Raw genomic sequence first — 16,942 nt, forward strand, 5'->3', positions numbered from 1 at the left:
CCCTCGAAAAGCCATACGTCCGCTCCGCGATCCTGCTAAAAGCCTCCCCATGCGTGCATTCGTGGCGCTGCTGGCTTTCGCGGTCGTAGCGGCTCTCAATTTCCTGTGGTGGTGGTATCCGAACCGGCCGGTCGACATAGCCGGCTGGAGCACCGCGCCTCTCCAGAGTGTTTCGTTCGCGCCCTATCGGCCGGGCCAGAGTCCGCTCACGCGGACATTCCCGACACCTGAGCAGATCGACGCCGACCTCAAGCGCCTGCAGGGCAAGGTGAAGGCGGTCCGCACCTATTCCTCGGGCGAGAATCTCGAGGCGGTGCCGCAGAATGCCGGCAAATACGGCCTGAAGGTCTGGCACGGCGCCTGGCTGAACAACAACGAGAAGGAAAACCTCGAGCAGATCAACCTGCTGATCGACCATGCCAACAAGTACAAGGACACGGTCGAGCGGGTGATCGTCGGCAACGAGGTGCTGCTGCGCAAGGACCTGACCGCCAACGAGCTGCGCCGCTACATCCGGCAGGTGAAGCAGCGGGTCACCCAGCCGGTGACCTATGCCGATGTCTGGGAATTCTGGCTGCGCAATCCGTCGCTGGCCGACGAGGTCGACTTCATCACGATCCACATCCTGCCTTACTGGGAGGATGAGCCGATCGGGCTGGAGCGCACCGAGGCCGATGGCAAGCTCGCGATTGAGAAGCACCTGGTCGACATCTACAAGAAGGTGCAGGAGCGCTTCCCCGGCAAGAAGATCGTGATCGGCGAGACCGGCTGGCCGAGCGACGGCCGCATGCGTTCGGACGCACGGCCGGGCCGGGTCGAGCAGGTTAAATATTTCTCGATCTTCCGCACCGCCGCCGAGCGGGAAGGCTTCGACTACAACGTCATCGAGGCCTTCGACCAATACTGGAAGGCCCGTCAGGAGGGCACCGTAGGCGCCGCCTGGGGCCTGCTGGACGCCCAGCGTCACGACAAGTTCGAGCTCGGCAAGCCGGTGATGGCCGAGCCGCACTGGCAGATCCTGTTCACGATCTCGACGATCGGCGGCGCGCTGCTGCTGCTAGCCTATGCCACCCGGCGCAAGGCCGGCCACTGGAAGGGCATCCTGATCTTCGCCTTCTTCGCGCAGCTCGTGGCGACCTGCTACGTGCAGTCGACCTGGATCGACCTGACGCGCAATTTTTACTTCGAGCGCACGCTGGGTGTGGCCTTCTGGGCGATCCTGCTGGCGATGTTCAGCTACGCGCTGCTGCGCGGCATCTCCGACAGCCTGACCGGCCAGATGGCCGACCCGTCGCTCTATGGCGCCCGTGTCCGTGAATCCTGGCATGCCTGGCGCGAACTGCCGCGCTATCGGATCGTGCAGCGCGCCGATCTGCTGGCGCAGATCCTCTATCTCGCGCTCACGATCCTCTGCATCTTCTACCTGATCGTGATCAGCATCGACTGGTACGACGGCGTGATCCGCATCGGCGACTGGTTCCGCCAGATCGCGATCGACGGCCGCTACCGCGACTTCCCGATCTGGAGCTTCGTCATCCCGAGCATCGTGCTGATGCTGTGGAAGACCATCACCATCCTGCGCACCGAGCCGGTGCATCGCGACCACCGGATCGCCAAGGCGCTCTCGTTCGGCCGCCTGCTGGGCTACGACGGCAGCCGCGGCTTCGTCCGCATGGACCGCCGTCTCAGCCGCTTCGGCCCCGTGCTGCCCGAGATCGTGCTGGCCGCGATGCTGATCTTCTGGGCGATCGTGCTGGTCGTCACCGAGGGCGCCATCAAGTTGCACGATGGCGGCGCCGGCGGTTTCGTTTCGGCCGACGGTGGCCGCTGGGTCATCCGCACGCTGTTCTGGAACACCCAGGCCAACTGGTTCGCGTTCCTGGCGCTGCTGATGTCCGTGCCCTACATCGCCACCATCTACATCTCCGTGCGGGAGCCACTGGCAGAATTGCCGCCGGACTCATATACGAACAAGTGGTAGGCGCTGAGCCGGGAGTTACGACATGGAAATCAAGGGCGAATACAGGATCGGTGCATCGCGCGAGAAGGTTTTCGCGGCACTGAACGACCAGGCCATCTTGCAGGCCTGCATTCCCGGCTGCGAATCGCTGGAGATGCTGTCTCCCACCGAGATGACGGCGAAGGTCCGCCTGCGCATTGGTCCCGTCAGCGCGGCGTTCGGCGGCAAGGTCACGCTGTCCGACATCGATCCGCCGAACGGCTACAAGATCACCGGTGAAGGGCAGGGCGGTGTCGCGGGCTTCGCCAAGGGCGGCGCCGTGGTGGTGCTCACCGAGGATGGCAGCGACACGATCCTGAAGTACGACGTGGACGCGCAGGTCGGCGGCAAGATCGCCCAGGTCGGCGCCCGCCTGATCACCGGAACGGCCAAGAAGCTCGCGGACCAGTTCTTCGGCAAGTTCGCCGAGAGCGTCGGCGCGCCGCCGCCGGTCGCAGCCGAGTCCGCCTGATGACGATGCCTCCCTCGGGTCCGGCTTCAGGGCCAACGGGACCCACGGGAAATCCGCCGCCGCGCCTCGATCCGTCTGCTGCAGCGCAGCGCGGATTCCGGCACTGGACGATCATCGGCATCGGTGCAGTCGTCCTGATCCTCGTCTTTCTTGCGAGTCGTTAGCAACTCGCGACAGAATCCTGCAATTCCCTTGACCGGAATGTAGAGGGCTTGCGAGAGTCACGGGTAACGCCCGGCGGACGCGCGTTGGCGCAGCCGCGAACCAATACGTGAGGGGAGAAGAGTAATGACCATTTCCGTCGCCATGACCGTCAACGGCAAGTCCGTCTCGGGCAAGGTCGAGGCGCGCACGCTGTTGGTTCAGTTCCTGCGTGAGCATCTCGGCATGACCGGCACCCATGTCGGTTGCGACACCAGCCAGTGCGGCGCCTGCGTCGTCCACGTCGACGGCAAGTCGATCAAGTCGTGCACCATCCTCGCGGTCCAGGCCGCCGGCGCCAAGGTGACGACAATCGAGGGCCTCGCCGAGAGCGCCGAGAAGCTGCACCCGATGCAGGAAGCCTTCCGTGACAACCATGCCCTGCAGTGCGGCTTCTGCACCCCCGGCATGGTGATGAGCGCCATCGACATGGTGAAGCGCCACAACTACCAGCTCGACGAGGCCACGGTGCGCCGTGAGCTCGAAGGCAATCTCTGCCGTTGCACCGGTTACCACAACATCGTGAAGGCAATCCTGGCCGCTGCGCCGGCTATGAAAACCGCAGGGGTGTAAACCATGACCTCCGCCACCGGAATCGGCGCCCGCGTTCTGCGTACGGAAGACAAGCGCTTCCTGACCGGAACCGGCCGCTATGTCGACGATCTGCCCCTCGCACGGGCGACCTACGCGTACTTCCTGCGTTCCCCGCATGCCCACGCGAAGATCAAGAGCATCGACATTGCCGAGGCGGAGAAGCAACCAGGCGTCGTCAACATCTTCACCGGCAAGGATCTTGTCGATGCCAAGGTAGGCGGCCTGATCTGCGGTTGGGTGGTGAAGGACAAGAACGGCGAGCCCCACAAGGCGCCGCCGCATCCGGTCATGGCGGTCGATACCGTCCGCTATGTCGGCGACACCGTCGCCATGGTCGTGGCCAACAGCCATGACGAGGCGAGGGACGCCGCCGAGGCCATCAAGGTCGATTACGAGGTCCTTCCGGCCAACGTCGATCTCGCCAAGGCGTTCGACAAGAATGCGCCGCAGGTCCATCCCGAGGCGCCGGGCAACCTGATCTACGACTGGGAAATCGGCGTGAAGGCCGATGTCGAAGCGGCCTTCGCCAAGGCGGCGCACGTCACGAAAATGGACATCGTCAACAATCGCCTGATCCCCAACGCCATGGAGCCGCGCGCCGCGGCGGCGGAGTACGACAAGGGCACGGGCAACTACACGCTCTGGTCGACCTCGCAGAACCCGCACGTGCTGCGCCTGATCCTGTCGGCCTTCGTGCTGGGCATCCCCGAGCACAAGCTGCGTGTCATTGCGCCGGACGTCGGCGGCGGCTTCGGCAGCAAGATCTTCTGCTACGCCGACGAGACCATGGTCTGCTGGGCGGCCTCGCGGGTCGGCCGGCCGATCAAGTGGACGGCCGAGCGCAGCGAGTCATTCCAGACCGACTGCCATGGCCGCGACCACGTCACCCATGCCGAGCTGGCCATGGACAAGGAGGGCAAGTTCCTGGCCCTCAAGGTCGAGACGATCGCCAACATGGGCGCCTATCTCTCGACCTTCTCGACGGCGGTCCCGACCTATCTTTACGCGACCCTGCTCGCCGGCCAGTACACGACGCCGCTCATCTACGCCAACGTGAAGGCGGCGGTGACGCACACGGCGCCGGTCGACGCCTATCGCGGCGCAGGGCGCCCCGAGGCGACCTTCGTGATCGAGACGATCGTCAGCAAGGCGGCTGCCGAGCTGAAGATGGATCCGGCCGAGCTGCGCCGGAAGAATTTCATTCCGTCGACGGCCTTTCCGTACCAGACGCCGGTGGCGCTGCAGTACGATTCGGGCAACTACCCGCCGATCATCGACGAGGCGATGAAGATTGCCGACTATCCGGGCTTCGAGGCCCGGCGGGCCGAGGCCAAGTCGCGCGGCAAGCTGCGCGGTATCGGCTTCTCGTCCTACATCGAGGCCTGTGGCCTCGCGCCTTCGCAGGTGATCGGCCAGTTGGGCGGCGGTGTCGGCCAGTGGGAGTCGGCGCAGATCAAGTTCAACCCGACGGGCAACGTGCAGGTCATCACCGGCTCGCACAGCCACGGCCAGGGCCACGAGACGACCTTCGCGCAGCTCATCCACGACCGGCTGGGCGTGCCGATGGACCAGATCGAGGTCGTCCACGGCGACACCGCGACGACGACCTTCGGCATGGGCACCTACGGCAGCCGTTCGCTGGCGGTCGGCGGCTCGGCCATCATGAAGGCGACCGACAAGATCATCGCCAAGGGCAAGAAGATCGCGGCCCATCTGATGGAAGCCGACGTGGCCGACGTCGAGTTCGAGAACGGCACCTTCAAGGTGGCGGGCACGGACAAGAACGTGCCGCTGGCGCAGGCGGTGTTCGCCGCCTACGTGCCGCACAACTATCCGCTGGCCGAGATCGAGCCCGGCATGGACGAGAACGCCTTCTACGACCCGGCGAACTTCGTCTATCCGGCCGGCACGCAGATCTGCGAGGTCGAGATCGATCCCGACACCGGCATTGTCGAGGTCATCGCCCACACGGCGGTCGACGATTTCGGCAACATCATCAATCCGATGATCGTCGAGGGCCAGGTCCATGGCGGCATCGTCCAGGGCGTCGGCCAGGCGCTGTTCGAGGGCGCCGTCTACGACAAGGATACGGGCCAGCTGCTCAGCGGTTCGTTCATGGACTATACCATGCCGCGCGCCGACAACTTCCCGTCGTTCAAGCTCGGCTACAAGGTCACCCCGTGCCCGCACAATCCGCTGGGTGTGAAGGGATGCGGCGAGGCAGGGGCGATCGCGGCCCCGGCCGCCGTGATGAACGCAGTCCACAACGCGCTGGCGCCGATCGGCGTCAAGCATGTCGAAATGCCGGCCACACCGCTCAACGTGTGGCAGTCGATCCAGGGCGCCCAACGCGCGGCGGCCGAGTAAACGGAGGAAATACAGATGTACGATTTCGCTTATCACCGCCCCAAGTCGGTCGCCGACGCCGTCAAGCTGCTCAAGGGCAACGAGGAAGCCCGTCCGATGTCGGGCGGCATGACCCTCATCCCGACGCTGAAGCAGCGCCTGGCGCGCCCGAGCGACGTCGTCGATCTCGGTGACGTCAAGGAACTGGTCGGCATCAAGGTCGAGGGCAACAACGTCGTGGTCGGCGGCATGACCAAGCACGGCGACGTCGCCACCTCGGCCGACGTGAAGGCCAACATCCCGGCGCTCGCTTACCTCGCCAGCCATATCGGCGATCCGCAGGTCCGCAACCGCGGCACGATGGGTGGCTCGGTCGCCAACAACGATCCGGCGGCGGACTATCCGGCGGCCGTCGTGGCGCTGAACGCCACGGTGATCACCAACACCGGCAAGCATACCGCCGACGACTTCTTCAAGGGCCTGTTCGAGACGGCGCTGGGCGACGGCGAGATCGTCACGGCGATCAGCTTCCCGAAGGCCGAGAAGGCCGCCTACATGAAGTTCCCGAACCCGGCCTCGCGCTACGCGATGGTCGGCGTGTTCGTCGCCAAGACCGCGTCGGGCGTGCGCGTCGCCGTGACCGGCGCCGGCCCTTGCGTCTTCCGCGTGAAGGCGATGGAGGACGCGCTCTCCAAGAACTTCTCCTCGGACGCCATCAAGGACATCAAGGTCCCAGCGACCGACCTCAACAGCGACATCCACGGCAGCGCCGAATACCGCGCCCATCTGGTGGGCGTGATGGCCCGCCGCGCGGTCGACGCGGCCAACAAGTAGCCGTTCAACCTACAACGGACTAACGTCGGGGCGCCCCTAACCGGGCGCCCTTTCGTTTGAGGAAATTGCATGCGTGCGTTGGTGACAGGTTTCGATCCGTTCGGCGGCGACAAGGTCAATCCGTCATCGCTGGCGGTGAGCCGGCTGAAAAAGAAGATCGGCAAGGTGACCGTGGTCACGGCGGTCCTGCCGACGTCCTACGCCAAGTCCGCCAAGGTGCTGCGCGACGCGATCGACAAGGCAAGGCCCGACATCGTGCTGTGCGTCGGCCAGGCCGGCGGGCGCACCGAACTCTGCCTCGAGCGGGTCGGCATCAACGTCCAGGATGCGCGCATCCCGGACAACGACAAGAACCAGCCGATCGATGTGCCCGTGCTGGCGGAAGGCCCGGCGGCCTATTTCGCGACCCTGCCGATCAAGGCCTGCGTCGCGGAGATGCGCAAGGCGGGACTGCCGGCCGTCGTGTCGAACACCGCCGGCACCTTCGTGTGCAACCACATCCTCTATTCGCTGATGGACATCATCGAGACCCATCCGACGCGGATGCGCGGCGGCTTCCTGCACATTCCCTACGTGCCGGAACAGGCAGCCCGGCTGGGTGGCGCTCCGTCGATGTCGGTGGAGGGCATCACCCGCGGCATCGAGATCATCGTCGCGACGAGCGCGGCGCGGACGACGGACCTTCGAACGGTCGAGGGCCGGATTTCCTAAAAAGATCCCGTCGTCTCGACCGAAGCCTCGCGAAGCGAGGCGTAGTGGAGAGACCTTCACTCAACCAAAAGCCGGCAAATTGTGGAGAGAAGATCTCTCCACTCCGCGCTGCGCGCTCCGGTCGAGATGACGGGGTAGCTACTCCGCCGCGATGGCGAGCGGGGGCGGGATGTGGCGGGCCGGGGCCGTCTCCGTTGTGGCAGCCGGCTTCTTCACCCTGAACCAGGCGGCATAGAGCGCCGGCAGGAACAGGAGGGTGAGGGCGGTCGCGACCAGCAGGCCGCCCATCAGGGCGACGGCCATCGGGCCCCAGAACACGCTGCGCGACAGCGGGATCATGGCGAAGATCGCGGTGCCGGCGGTCAGCAGGATCGGGCGCGCCCGGCGGACCGTGGCGTCGATCACCGCGTCCCACTTGGCATGGCCGGCCGCGATGTCCTGGTCGATCTGGTCCACCAGGATCACCGAGTTGCGCATGATCATGCCGGCGAGCGCAATCACGCCCAGCAGCGAGACGAAGCCGAACGGCTGGTTGAACAGCAGCAGGAACAGCGACACGCCGATCAGGCCGAGCGGGGCGGTGAGCAGCACCAGCGCGAGCTTGGAGAAGCTCTGGAGCTGGATCATCAGGAACAGCACCATCAGGAAGACCATCAGCGGCATCATCTTGAAGATCGACGCCTGGCTCTTGGCCGATTCTTCCTGGTCGCCGCCGACCTCGATACGGTAGCCGGGCGGCAAGGAGGCGCGGACCGGCGCCAGCGCCTTGTCGAGGCGCGCGGCGACGTCGGGGCCCTGCACGCCGTCGGCCACGCCGGCACGGACGGTCATCAGCAGGTCCTTGTTGCGCCGCCAAAGGATCGGTTCCTCCAGCTCGAACTTCAGCGTCGCGAGCTGGGCCAGCGAGACGACGCCGCCGGTCGAGGTGCGGAGGTTGATGGCTTCGAGGCCCTCGACACTCAGCCGCTCCGGCGCGACGGCGCGGGCGACCACGTCGATCGACTCGGTGCGCTCGCGATACTGGGTGACGTTGATGCCGGTCAGCAGAGTCTGCAGCGTGTTGCCCAGCGCCTGCGAATCGACGCCCAGGGCGCGCGCCTTGGCCTGGTCGACTTCGAGGCGCACCGTCTTGGCGAGCTCGTTCCAGTCGAAGTTCACGTCGCGTGTCGAGGGATCGGCCTTGAAGACCTGCCGCACCTGTTCCGCCACCTTGCGGACCTGCTGCGGGTCGTCGCCCAGCACACGGAACATGACCGGGTAGCTGACCGGCGGGCCGTTCTGCAGGCGCTGCACGCGGGCGCGCACCGCCTCGAAGTCCTGCTTGAAGAGGCTATCCAACTCCGCAACGACACGCTCACGGGCCACCAGATCCTTCGTCATGACGATGATCTGGCCGAAGTTGGCGTTGGCCAGCTCCGGCACCGTCGGCAGGTAGAAGCGCGGGCTGCCGGCGCCGACATAGGCCGTGAAGGAGGCGACGTCGGAATTGTTGCCCAGCCACTTCTCGAGCTTGGCGACTTCGGCGTCGGTCGCGCTCCACGACGCGCCCTGCGCCAGCTTGAGGTCGACGATCAGCTCCGGCCGGTTGGCGGTCGGGAAGAACTGCTTGGACACCAGGCCGAAGGCCGCGATCGAGCCTACGAAGGCGAGTGCGGTGATGGCGATGGTCGTCTTACGCCAAGTCACGCACCACGTGACCATCTTACGGAAGAGCGTGTAGAGGCGTCCGTTATACGGGTCGTGGTGCTGGACCTTGGGCGTCGGCAGCAGGTGGTAGCCCATCCATGGCGTGAACAACACGGCCACGAACCACGAGATGATCAGCGACAGGCCGACCACCCAGAAGATCGAGTTGGTGTATTCGCCGGCGCCGGAGCGGGCGAAGCCCACCGGCACGAAGCCGACGGCGGTCACCAGCGTGCCCGTCAGCATCGGGAAGGCGGTCGAGGTGTATGCGTAGGTCGCGGCTTCGAGGCGGCTGGCGCCTTGCTCAAGCTTCACCATCATCATCTCGACGGCGATGATCGCGTCGTCGACCAGCAGGCCGAGCGCAATGATCAGCGCGCCGAGTGAGATGCGCTGGAAGTCGATGCCGAGCAGCATCATGCCGACGAAAGTGATGGCCAGCACCAGCGGCACCGACAGCGCCACGATCACGCCGGTGCGGATGCCGAGGCTGATGAACGAGACCACCAGCACGATGGCCAGCGCCTCCAGCAGCGAGGAGCTGAACTCCTCGAACGACTTGCCCACGACCTCGGGCTGGTTGGCGATGCGATGCACCGTGATGCCGACCGGCAGGCCGGCCTCGACCTCGGCCATCGTCTTGTCGAGCGCGGCGCCCAGCTTCTCGACGTTGCCGCCCGGCGCCATCACGACGCCGAGGCCGATCACCGACTTGCCGTTGAAGCGCATGGCGAGCTGGCGCGGGTCCTGATAGCCGCGCTTGATCTCGGCGACGTCGCCCAGGGTCAGGGTCTGGCCGTTGGCGGTGAAGGGGAGCGCCAGGAGCTGCTCGGCCGAGGTCGGTGCGCCGTCGACGCGGACGGCGACCCTCTCGCCCTTGGTCTCGACCGTGCCGGTGGCGACGATGGCGTTCTGGCGGCGCACGACCTCCAGGATCTGGTCGACGGGAACGCCCAGCATCGCGAGCCGGGTATGGCTGAACTCGATGTAGATCTTCTCGTCCTGGAGGCCGAACAGGTCGGCCTTGGTAACGTCGGGCACGCGCAGCAGGCGCTGGCGCACCGCCTTGGCGATTTCCTTGACCTCGGCGGGCGAGAAGCCGTCGGCCTCGAAAGCCCAGATCAGCGCATAGGTGTCGCCGTATTCGTCGTTGAAGAACGGACCGACGACGCCCTGCGGCAGCGAGCTCCTGATGTCGCCGACCTTCTTGCGAACCTGGTACCAGAGATCCGCGACCTTGGCGGGCGGCGTGTCGTCCCGCAGCGAGACGTAGATCACGGTCTCGCCGGGCTTTGTGTAGCTCTGGACATTGTAGAAGTAGGGGAGTTCCTGCAGCTTGGTCTCGATCTTCTCGGTGACCTGCTGCTCGACCTCGCGCGAGGTGGCGCCGGGCCATGCGGCCGACACGACCATCTGCTTGATGGTGAAGGGCGGATCCTCGGCGCGGCCGAGATTGAAGAAGGCGTAGAAGCCCGCCAGCGTCAGCGCGATCATGAAGAACACGGTGAGCGTGCTGTACTTCAGCGCCAGCGCCGAGAGATTGGTGCGCGTGGTCATGGAGGATCTCCCCTCAAGTCGAGGTCGTTAGCGCGCCGCCTGTTGCTGCTGCATCGGCAGCGGCTTCACCTTCTGGCCGGTCTCGAGCTTGTGTACGCCCGCGGTGGCGATCAGCTCGCCGTCCTTGACGCCCGACAGGATGGCGGCCGTGTCGTCACGCCACCGCGCGATGGCGACGGGGCGGAGTTCGACGATGCCGCTGTCGCGATCCACCACCCAGACGGCGGGCTGCGTGCCGCGCTGGAAGATGGCGGCGAGGGGAACCTCGGCGACCGGCCGCGCGTCAGGACGCTCGAAGCCCAGGGTCGCGGTCATGCCGAGGCCGATGAATTCCGGCGGCTCGATCACGCTGAAGCGCGCGGCGTAGGTGCGGGTCACCGGATCGGCGCTGGGCGACAGCTCACGCAGCTTCGCGGCATGACGGCGGCCGGGATCGGACCAGAGTTCGAAGCTGGCGTTCGGATTCTCGCGCACGACCTTCAGGCGATGCTCGGGCACGCCGACCACGATCTCCAGTTCCTCGGTGCGCGCGAGACGGATCACGCCCTGGCCCTGCGCCATGACCTGGCCGACCTCGGCCTGTACGGCGGTGACGACGCCCGCGGAATCGGCATGCAGGGCGGTGTAGGCGAGGTTGTTCTCGGCCGAGGCGAGCTGGCTCTTGGCCTGGTCGACGCGGGCGAGCGCGGTCTGGGCGATCGACTGACGCTGGTCGAGGGTCTGCGGCACGAAGGCGGTGCTGCCGCGCAGGTTCAGGTAGCGCTCATGATCGGCCTTGGCCCGCGCATAGTCAGCTTCGGCAGAAGCAAGCGCGGCGCGGGCATTGTCGACGGCGAGCTTGTAGTCGGCGGGATCGAGCGTCGCGATCACGTCGCCCGCCTTCACCACGGCGCCGACATCGACCGAGCGCTGCACGATCTTGCCCGAGACGCGGAAGCCCAAGGTGCTCTCGATACGCGGCACCACCGTGCCGGCCAGCAAGAGCGCCTGACTCTGCTTCTTGTAGGCGATCTCCGCGACCCGCGCGGGCCGGACGATCGGCTCGGCGCCGGCCGCCGGACGGCTGGCATTCGCATGGAAGGAAAAGGCGGCGAAGGCGCCACCTGCCAAGATCACGCCGGCTGCCCCAAGGGCGACCAGCTTCACGGGAAACTTGGACGGGAGCTTCACGTTGGGGAGACGCATGGCGGGCCTTCCTTCGGACGTTTACTATTGGCGGGCTGAGGGAATCTAAACGCCGTTAACTTACCGTTGATAAGTTATCGACGTTCATATAAGAGTCAAGGGCAGGAGAACCCGATTGAGCGCTTTTTCAACAGCGGTGACGGGTGGCCGGAAGAAGCGCGGCGAGGGTCATACCCGCCGCGAGGAGATCCTCCAGGCCGCCAAGGAACTGTTCCTGGAGCAGGGCTACGAGGCCACGACCATCCGCAGGATCGCGGACCGGGTCGGTGTGTCCGCGCCCGCGCTGTACCTCTACTTCCAGGACAAGGAGCAGATGATGCTCGCCCTCTGCGATCAGACCTTCGGGTACCTGATCGAGAGCATCGGCGAGATCGAGAAGACCGTCGTCGACCCGCGTGAGCGCATCCGCCGCTTCGGCGAGGCCTACCTCAAGTTCGGCCTGGCCCATCCCGACGAATACAAGCTGATCTTCCTCGGCTCGAACATTCCGGAGTCGATCCGCAAGCTCGGCCATCGCATGCCGACCGACGATCCGACGCGCCCGGGCATCGGCGGTGCCATCGTGTTCGGGCGCCTGGTGGCGATGTTCGCCGAGGCCAAGGCCGGCGGCCTCAAGCTCAACTACCCGCCCGACACCTGCGCCGAGCTCTGCTGGATGGGTATCCACGGCGTCGTCTCGGCCTTCATCCTGAAGCCCGACTTCCCGTGGTCGAACCGCGATCTGCTCGGGACCGGCATGCTCGACATCGTGATGAACGGCGTCATCACCGCCGCCTGATCCTCAGGTCGCGGGGACTGCGGCCTTCTTCGCGGCCGCCCGAGCGTGCATCAGCTTGGCGAGGCCCCAGGTCGCCGCGGCCCCGACCACCAGCACGCCGACGCCGATCAGCGGCCGGTACCACAGCCATCCGAACGCGATCACGACCGGCGCGATCGCCATCGTGCAGACCAGAGCCACCAGGAACGTGCCCGCGCCGATCACGTCGCCCAGCAGCGGGATGACGCTGCCCACGACGGCGAGCGGCCGCAGCACCAGCGTGAAGCCCACCAGCATGAAGATCACGCCGATCAGACGCAGCACCCACGTCATGGTGACGTTCTCTTCCTGCGCGTGCTGGAACATGATGGTGGCGGGCACGGTGCCAGCCGAGATCAGCTCAACGGTCGTGCCGGTGTTGGTGGGGAAGGGCGCGAAGCCGGACCCGGCCTGCGCGGCGACGACGCTGGCCGTCTGTAGCGGCACTTCCGAGAACGAGATGCGCATGTCGCCGATCGCCGGCTGGGACGGATCGCGGCCGACATAGAGTACGCCGTCGTTCACCTGGACCGGCTTGTTGACGCGGATCTGCAGCGCATTGGCCTGGTCGTCGGTCACCGGCACCCGCTTGGCCTCGCCGAAACCGTGCAGCAGCGAATCAGGCACCGCGAACGCGCCGAGACGCGTGCCGGCGGCCAGCGACTCGCGCGACTGGTAGGTCATCACCGGGTTGGTATGGCCGCGGGGCTCCTTGAAGCGGTCCGAATCGATCGGCTTGTCGGACCAGGTGCGCACGTACTTGTAGGTCGTGGTGCGCTCCTCGCCGCCGCCGAACCGGGTGCGGGTTTCGGTGTGGGTCTCTTCCTTCCATTGGTAGACCTCGACGGTGCGCTCGAGCCGCACGCCGCGGACCCGGACGGCGAAGTCGGGATCGGTGACGGGGCCGGCGGTCGAGAGCATGCCGCTCACATGGACCAGCCTTCCGTCGTTCGCCGGATCGACCGCATCGGCCGAGACGCTGCGCACGATGCCCGCGCCTTCGGTCAGCCCCTGCGCCGTGCGGATCGCCCGACCTTCGTTCCAGAACAGCAGGCCGATCGACACGACGACGAAGGCCAGGCCCGTCAGCACGCCGACGACCGCTTGGCCGAGCCGCGAGAACCACGATGTGCTGGTGACCTCGGTGAACTGGTCGTTGCCGGGATTTTCCATGAAGCCTGCTCTCGGAATTTTGGGCGGAGAGACTAGGATCACCATCCGCCTCATTCAAATGGGGACGCGCCGGCGTTTTACACCGGTGGCGCATCGCTGAAAGTTGTCCCAAGTAGTGTTCGAACCGTCACCGTGATCATCAACGTTGCCACGTCGCGGGCCGGAGGGCCGTCAGGGCCCTCCGCGCCCGTGGCACTCACGGAACGGTCTTTCTCTGTCTCGTTCCCCGTTCCCTCGGGGCGTCCATCCATAACGCCCTGAGGAAAGGACTCCATTCCTTTCCTTTCAGGCGAAAGTTCGCGTTCCGTCACGGTGACAGGCCACGGCAGAGGGAGCGGCACGGACTTTTTTCGGGGTCGGTAGAATGTCCTGCTTCGGCTTGCGGCGGAGGAAGTTCTCGTTCCGGGTGCGTGTTGCGACCGTCCGGGAACAGTTCCCAACCACGCACCGCCGCGTTCCGCGGACATGCAACTGCCCTCCGACAATGAGCCATTCAAATTGGGAGACGCCGGCGGAGGAAGCAAGAGCAGTCGTTCGTCCGACGCACGGAGCTTCGCTCAGCCCTACCGCCTCGGCCAGACTCTCGGGAAGAGGTCGCAGGTCATCGGGGCGCCGGCCGTGAGGTCGGGCTTGTGAGGGAACTGGAAAGTGCCGGGGCGCGGGTCGTAGCGCGCGTCGTCGCCGGTGTAGCGCAGCGACAGGCCGCGCCGGCGGGCACCCGGCGTGTCGTTGCCCGGCGCGCCGTGCACGATCATGGCGTGGAACACGAGGCAGTCGCCGGGCTCCATCGTCCACGAGCGGATGTCGTACTTGCCACGGTCGGCGTCGATGTCGGGGATCTGCACGAGATCGCTCGACGTGAACTTGGCCTCATGGCCCTTCCGAAAGGGCGTCGGCCGGTAGTTGATGCCCCAGCGATGGGAGCCCGCGATGAACTCGACCGCGCCGTTGCTGAGGTCGATGTCGTCGAGGGCGATCCAGACCGAGGTGATCTGCTGGCCGGTGACGGGCCAGTAAGGCTGGTCCTGGTGCCACGGCGTCGGATGCGCCGTGCCGGGTTCCTTCACGAAGAGCTGGTCGTAGAAGAAGTCGGCATGCTTCGAGCGCATCATCGCGGCGGCGATCTCGCCGGCGGGAGACGTCATGGCGGCGAGGCGGAAATCGTTGTCCCGCCGCCACATGAACATGTCGCCGAAGAACTTTCCGGCAGTGCTGCCCTCGGCGAAGTTGGTCGCGTTGGGGCCCGGCTTCAGGAGGTCGCGCTCGACGGCCTCGCACAGGATTCCAACCCACACGGCATCGAAGGCGCCGCGCAGGCAAACGACGCCGTCGCGCTCGTACGCGGCGACGTCTGCTTCAGCGATCGGGATCAAGCGTTCTGGAGAACGTGGACGGCGCGATTGGCGAGCAGGTCCTTGTTCTTGGCCGCGTAGGCCTTCATGTGCTCCGACGCGCCGTGGGCCTTGAGGTCGTCCATGGTTTCCCACTTCTCGATGACGACGAACGTGTCGGGGCCGAACTTGGCGAAGGGGCCGCCATCGGTGTCGACGGTCGCGCCGTACTCGATGCAGCCCTTCTCGGCGTGCACGGCCGGGACGTTGGCCTTGAAGTTCTTGAGGACTTCCTCGCGCTTGCCGGGCTTGGCCGTGATGATGGCGATGACGTGGATCATTGGTCTCTCTCCCTGAAAATGTACGCTTAGGCCGCGCGGCCGTGTCTTAGCAGACGGCCGGGCAGCTTGTCGTTGGCCGCGACCATGTCCTTGTTGTTCTGGCGGATGATCCTGCCGTTGACGACCACGGCCTCGATGCCGCTCGCCTCGGAGACGAGACGGTCTGCGCCGGCCGGCATGTCGTGGACGCGCTTCAGCGGGCCGGGCGCCACGGTCTTCGGATCGAAGACGACGACGTCGGCGGGACGGCCCTCGGCCAGCACGCCGCGATCGGTGATGCCGAACATCTCGGCCGGACGCTGCGTGAGATTGTGCACGGCCTCCTCGAGGGTGAAGACCTTGCGGTCGCGCACCCAGTGGCCGAGCAGGTGGGTCGAGTAGCAGGCGTCGCAGAGCTGGCTGGCATGGGCGCCGGCGTCCGAGAGCGCGATGATCGTGTTCGGATCGGTGATCAGCTCGGCCACTTCCTTCTCGTCGAAGTTCATGACGGCCATGCGGAACCGAGTGAGCAGGTCGTCGGCCAGCGAGATGTCGAGGGCGAGGTCCACCGGATCCTTGCCGAGCCTGGCGGCGGCGACGGCGAGCGGCATCTCCTCCAGCTCGCGATGCGACGGCGACCAGGCGATGACGACGCGGTCCCACCATTTCTGGAACAGCGGCGTCACCTCGCTGCGCAGCTTCTCGCGCCACGCCGGATCGGCATAGGCGCGGCGGCGGGCGCCAGGTTCCTTGGCGTCGGCCTTGGCCAGCTCGTTCATGAACGGCATCACGTCGAAGATGAACGGCTCGGCGAAGGTGACCTCGAAGTTCAGCGGCCGGCAGCTCACCTGCGGGATCACCATGGCGCCCGACTTGCGCTGCTCGGCGGCGAGGTCGAGTTGCTTGCGATGGCCGCCCGGCCCGTAGAGGTGGGAGAGCAGGGCCGTCCAGGTGACGGGGATGTTGTACTTGCGGCTGACCTCGGCCATGTGCCGGGTCGAGAAATCGCGGCCGATGGTGATCTGCATCAGGCCGCGCTTCAGTTCGCCCATCACCGAGACCAGCGAGTCCATTTCCTCCACCGTGGCTTGGCGGCTGGGCACCGGCTTGCCGGCATAGCCACTGTGGCTGACCGAGACCGAGGTGCCGAAGCCGATCGCGCCGGCTTCCATCGCCTCGTGGACCAGCCTCTTCATCGCACCGATCTCGTCGGCGGTGGCGGCGCGCTCGGTCGATTCCTCGCCCATCACATAGAGGCGGAGCGGCGTGTGGCCGAACAGGGCGGCGACGTTGATCGCCGAGCCGCGCTTCTCCAGCGTGTCGAGGTACTGCGGGAAGGTTTCGAACGGCCAGGCCGTGCCGAGACCGGCTTCCAGCGCCTCGAGGCTCATGCCTTCGACCTTCTCGAGGGTCTGCATGATGATCTTGCGATGGATTTCCTTGGTCGGCGCGACGCCGAAGCCGCAATTGCCGATCACCGTCGTGGTGACGCCGTGCCAGGGCGAGATGGTGAGCATGCGATCCCACAGGATCTGGGCGTCGTAGTGCGTGTGCACGTCGACGAAGCCCGGCGAGACGACCTTGCCGGTGGCGTCGATCGTCTGCGTTGCAGGGCCATCGGCCTTGCCGAGAGCGACGACCTTGCCGTCCTTGATGCCGATGTCGCCGACGAAGCCCGGCTTTCCGGTGCCGTCGACAATGGTGCCGCCGGTAATCTTGAGGTCGAACGTCATGGCC

Annotated in this window: 13 protein-coding genes; 7 read left to right on the top strand and 6 right to left on the bottom strand. The window is 66.0% G+C overall.

Annotation, left to right across the window (positions count from 1 at the left end):
- Positions 1-49: 49 nt before the first annotated feature.
- From AC1RP5_RS10430 to pcp, 6 genes are all read left to right on the top strand, one after another.
- Positions 50-1,981, top strand: a complete 1,932-nt coding sequence (locus AC1RP5_RS10430) for a glycoside hydrolase family 17 protein (RefSeq protein WP_493110579.1) — start codon at positions 50-52, stop codon at positions 1,979-1,981.
- Between the two features lie 22 nt (positions 1,982-2,003).
- Complete coding sequence (locus AC1RP5_RS10435; RefSeq protein ID WP_493110580.1) at positions 2,004-2,471, top strand: SRPBCC family protein; 468 nt, start codon at positions 2,004-2,006, stop codon at positions 2,469-2,471.
- Positions 2,472-2,759: 288 nt separating this feature from the next.
- Positions 2,760-3,245 carry a (2Fe-2S)-binding protein gene (locus AC1RP5_RS10440; protein ID WP_493110581.1) on the top strand — a complete coding sequence of 162 codons (486 nt, stop codon included), beginning with the start codon at positions 2,760-2,762 and terminating at the stop codon, positions 3,243-3,245.
- Between the two features lie 3 nt (positions 3,246-3,248).
- Complete coding sequence (locus tag AC1RP5_RS10445; protein ID WP_493110582.1) at positions 3,249-5,633, top strand: xanthine dehydrogenase family protein molybdopterin-binding subunit; 2,385 nt, start codon at positions 3,249-3,251, stop codon at positions 5,631-5,633.
- Between the two features lie 15 nt (positions 5,634-5,648).
- Positions 5,649-6,446: an FAD binding domain-containing protein gene (locus AC1RP5_RS10450; protein ID WP_493110583.1), complete on the top strand. Its 798-nt coding sequence runs from the start codon at positions 5,649-5,651 to the stop codon at positions 6,444-6,446.
- Positions 6,447-6,515: 69 nt separating this feature from the next.
- Positions 6,516-7,157 (top strand): pyroglutamyl-peptidase I, encoded by a 642-nt coding sequence (gene pcp / locus AC1RP5_RS10455; RefSeq protein ID WP_493110584.1) that lies wholly within the window; start codon positions 6,516-6,518, stop codon positions 7,155-7,157.
- 138 nt (positions 7,158-7,295) lie between these two features.
- Here pcp and AC1RP5_RS10460 read toward each other — a convergent pair whose 3' ends face one another.
- Positions 7,296-10,400: an efflux RND transporter permease subunit gene (locus AC1RP5_RS10460; protein ID WP_493110585.1), complete on the bottom strand. Its 3,105-nt coding sequence runs from the start codon at positions 10,398-10,400 to the stop codon at positions 7,296-7,298.
- A 27-nt stretch (positions 10,401-10,427) separates the two neighbouring features.
- Positions 10,428-11,585 carry an efflux RND transporter periplasmic adaptor subunit gene (locus AC1RP5_RS10465; RefSeq protein ID WP_493110586.1) on the bottom strand — a complete coding sequence of 386 codons (1,158 nt, stop codon included), beginning with the start codon at positions 11,583-11,585 and terminating at the stop codon, positions 10,428-10,430.
- A gap of 115 nt (positions 11,586-11,700) precedes the next feature.
- Between AC1RP5_RS10465 and AC1RP5_RS10470 the strand changes: the two genes are divergently transcribed.
- Entirely contained in the window at positions 11,701-12,363 is a 663-nt protein-coding gene (locus AC1RP5_RS10470) for a TetR/AcrR family transcriptional regulator (RefSeq protein ID WP_493110587.1), read from the top strand.
- 3 nt (positions 12,364-12,366) lie between these two features.
- On the opposite strand, the gene AC1RP5_RS10475 is transcribed toward AC1RP5_RS10470, so the two are convergent.
- From AC1RP5_RS10475 to AC1RP5_RS10490, 4 genes are all read right to left on the bottom strand, one after another.
- Positions 12,367-13,554, bottom strand: a complete 1,188-nt coding sequence (locus tag AC1RP5_RS10475; protein ID WP_493110588.1) for a TMEM43 family protein — start codon at positions 13,552-13,554, stop codon at positions 12,367-12,369.
- A gap of 563 nt (positions 13,555-14,117) precedes the next feature.
- On the bottom strand, positions 14,118-14,927 hold the full coding sequence (locus tag AC1RP5_RS10480) for a phytanoyl-CoA dioxygenase family protein (protein ID WP_493110589.1): 810 nt from the start codon (positions 14,925-14,927) through the stop codon (positions 14,118-14,120).
- Positions 14,924-15,226: a putative quinol monooxygenase gene (locus AC1RP5_RS10485; protein ID WP_493110590.1), complete on the bottom strand. Its 303-nt coding sequence runs from the start codon at positions 15,224-15,226 to the stop codon at positions 14,924-14,926. The genes AC1RP5_RS10480 and AC1RP5_RS10485 overlap by 4 nt, the downstream gene beginning before the upstream one ends.
- A 26-nt stretch (positions 15,227-15,252) precedes the next feature.
- Positions 15,253-16,938 carry an N-acyl-D-amino-acid deacylase family protein gene (locus tag AC1RP5_RS10490; RefSeq protein WP_493110591.1) on the bottom strand — a complete coding sequence of 562 codons (1,686 nt, stop codon included), beginning with the start codon at positions 16,936-16,938 and terminating at the stop codon, positions 15,253-15,255.
- Positions 16,939-16,942 lie beyond the last annotated feature (4 nt).

The sequence above is a fragment of the Reyranella sp. GW821-FHT12G01 genome, assembly GCF_058806575.1.

Coding starts and splice junctions, on each gene's coding strand:
- AC1RP5_RS10430 (WP_493110579.1), top strand. CDS start 50: ATGCGTGCATTCGTGGCGCTGCTGGCTTTCGCGGTCGTAGCGGCTCTC.
- AC1RP5_RS10435 (WP_493110580.1), top strand. CDS start 2,004: ATGGAAATCAAGGGCGAATACAGGATCGGTGCATCGCGCGAGAAGGTT.
- AC1RP5_RS10440 (WP_493110581.1), top strand. CDS start 2,760: ATGACCATTTCCGTCGCCATGACCGTCAACGGCAAGTCCGTCTCGGGC.
- AC1RP5_RS10445 (WP_493110582.1), top strand. CDS start 3,249: ATGACCTCCGCCACCGGAATCGGCGCCCGCGTTCTGCGTACGGAAGAC.
- AC1RP5_RS10450 (WP_493110583.1), top strand. CDS start 5,649: ATGTACGATTTCGCTTATCACCGCCCCAAGTCGGTCGCCGACGCCGTC.
- pcp (WP_493110584.1), top strand. CDS start 6,516: ATGCGTGCGTTGGTGACAGGTTTCGATCCGTTCGGCGGCGACAAGGTC.
- AC1RP5_RS10460 (WP_493110585.1), bottom strand. CDS start 10,400: ATGACCACGCGCACCAATCTCTCGGCGCTGGCGCTGAAGTACAGCACG.
- AC1RP5_RS10465 (WP_493110586.1), bottom strand. CDS start 11,585: ATGCGTCTCCCCAACGTGAAGCTCCCGTCCAAGTTTCCCGTGAAGCTG.
- AC1RP5_RS10475 (WP_493110588.1), bottom strand. CDS start 13,554: ATGGAAAATCCCGGCAACGACCAGTTCACCGAGGTCACCAGCACATCG.
- AC1RP5_RS10485 (WP_493110590.1), bottom strand. CDS start 15,226: ATGATCCACGTCATCGCCATCATCACGGCCAAGCCCGGCAAGCGCGAG.
- AC1RP5_RS10490 (WP_493110591.1), bottom strand. CDS start 16,938: ATGACGTTCGACCTCAAGATTACCGGCGGCACCATTGTCGACGGCACC.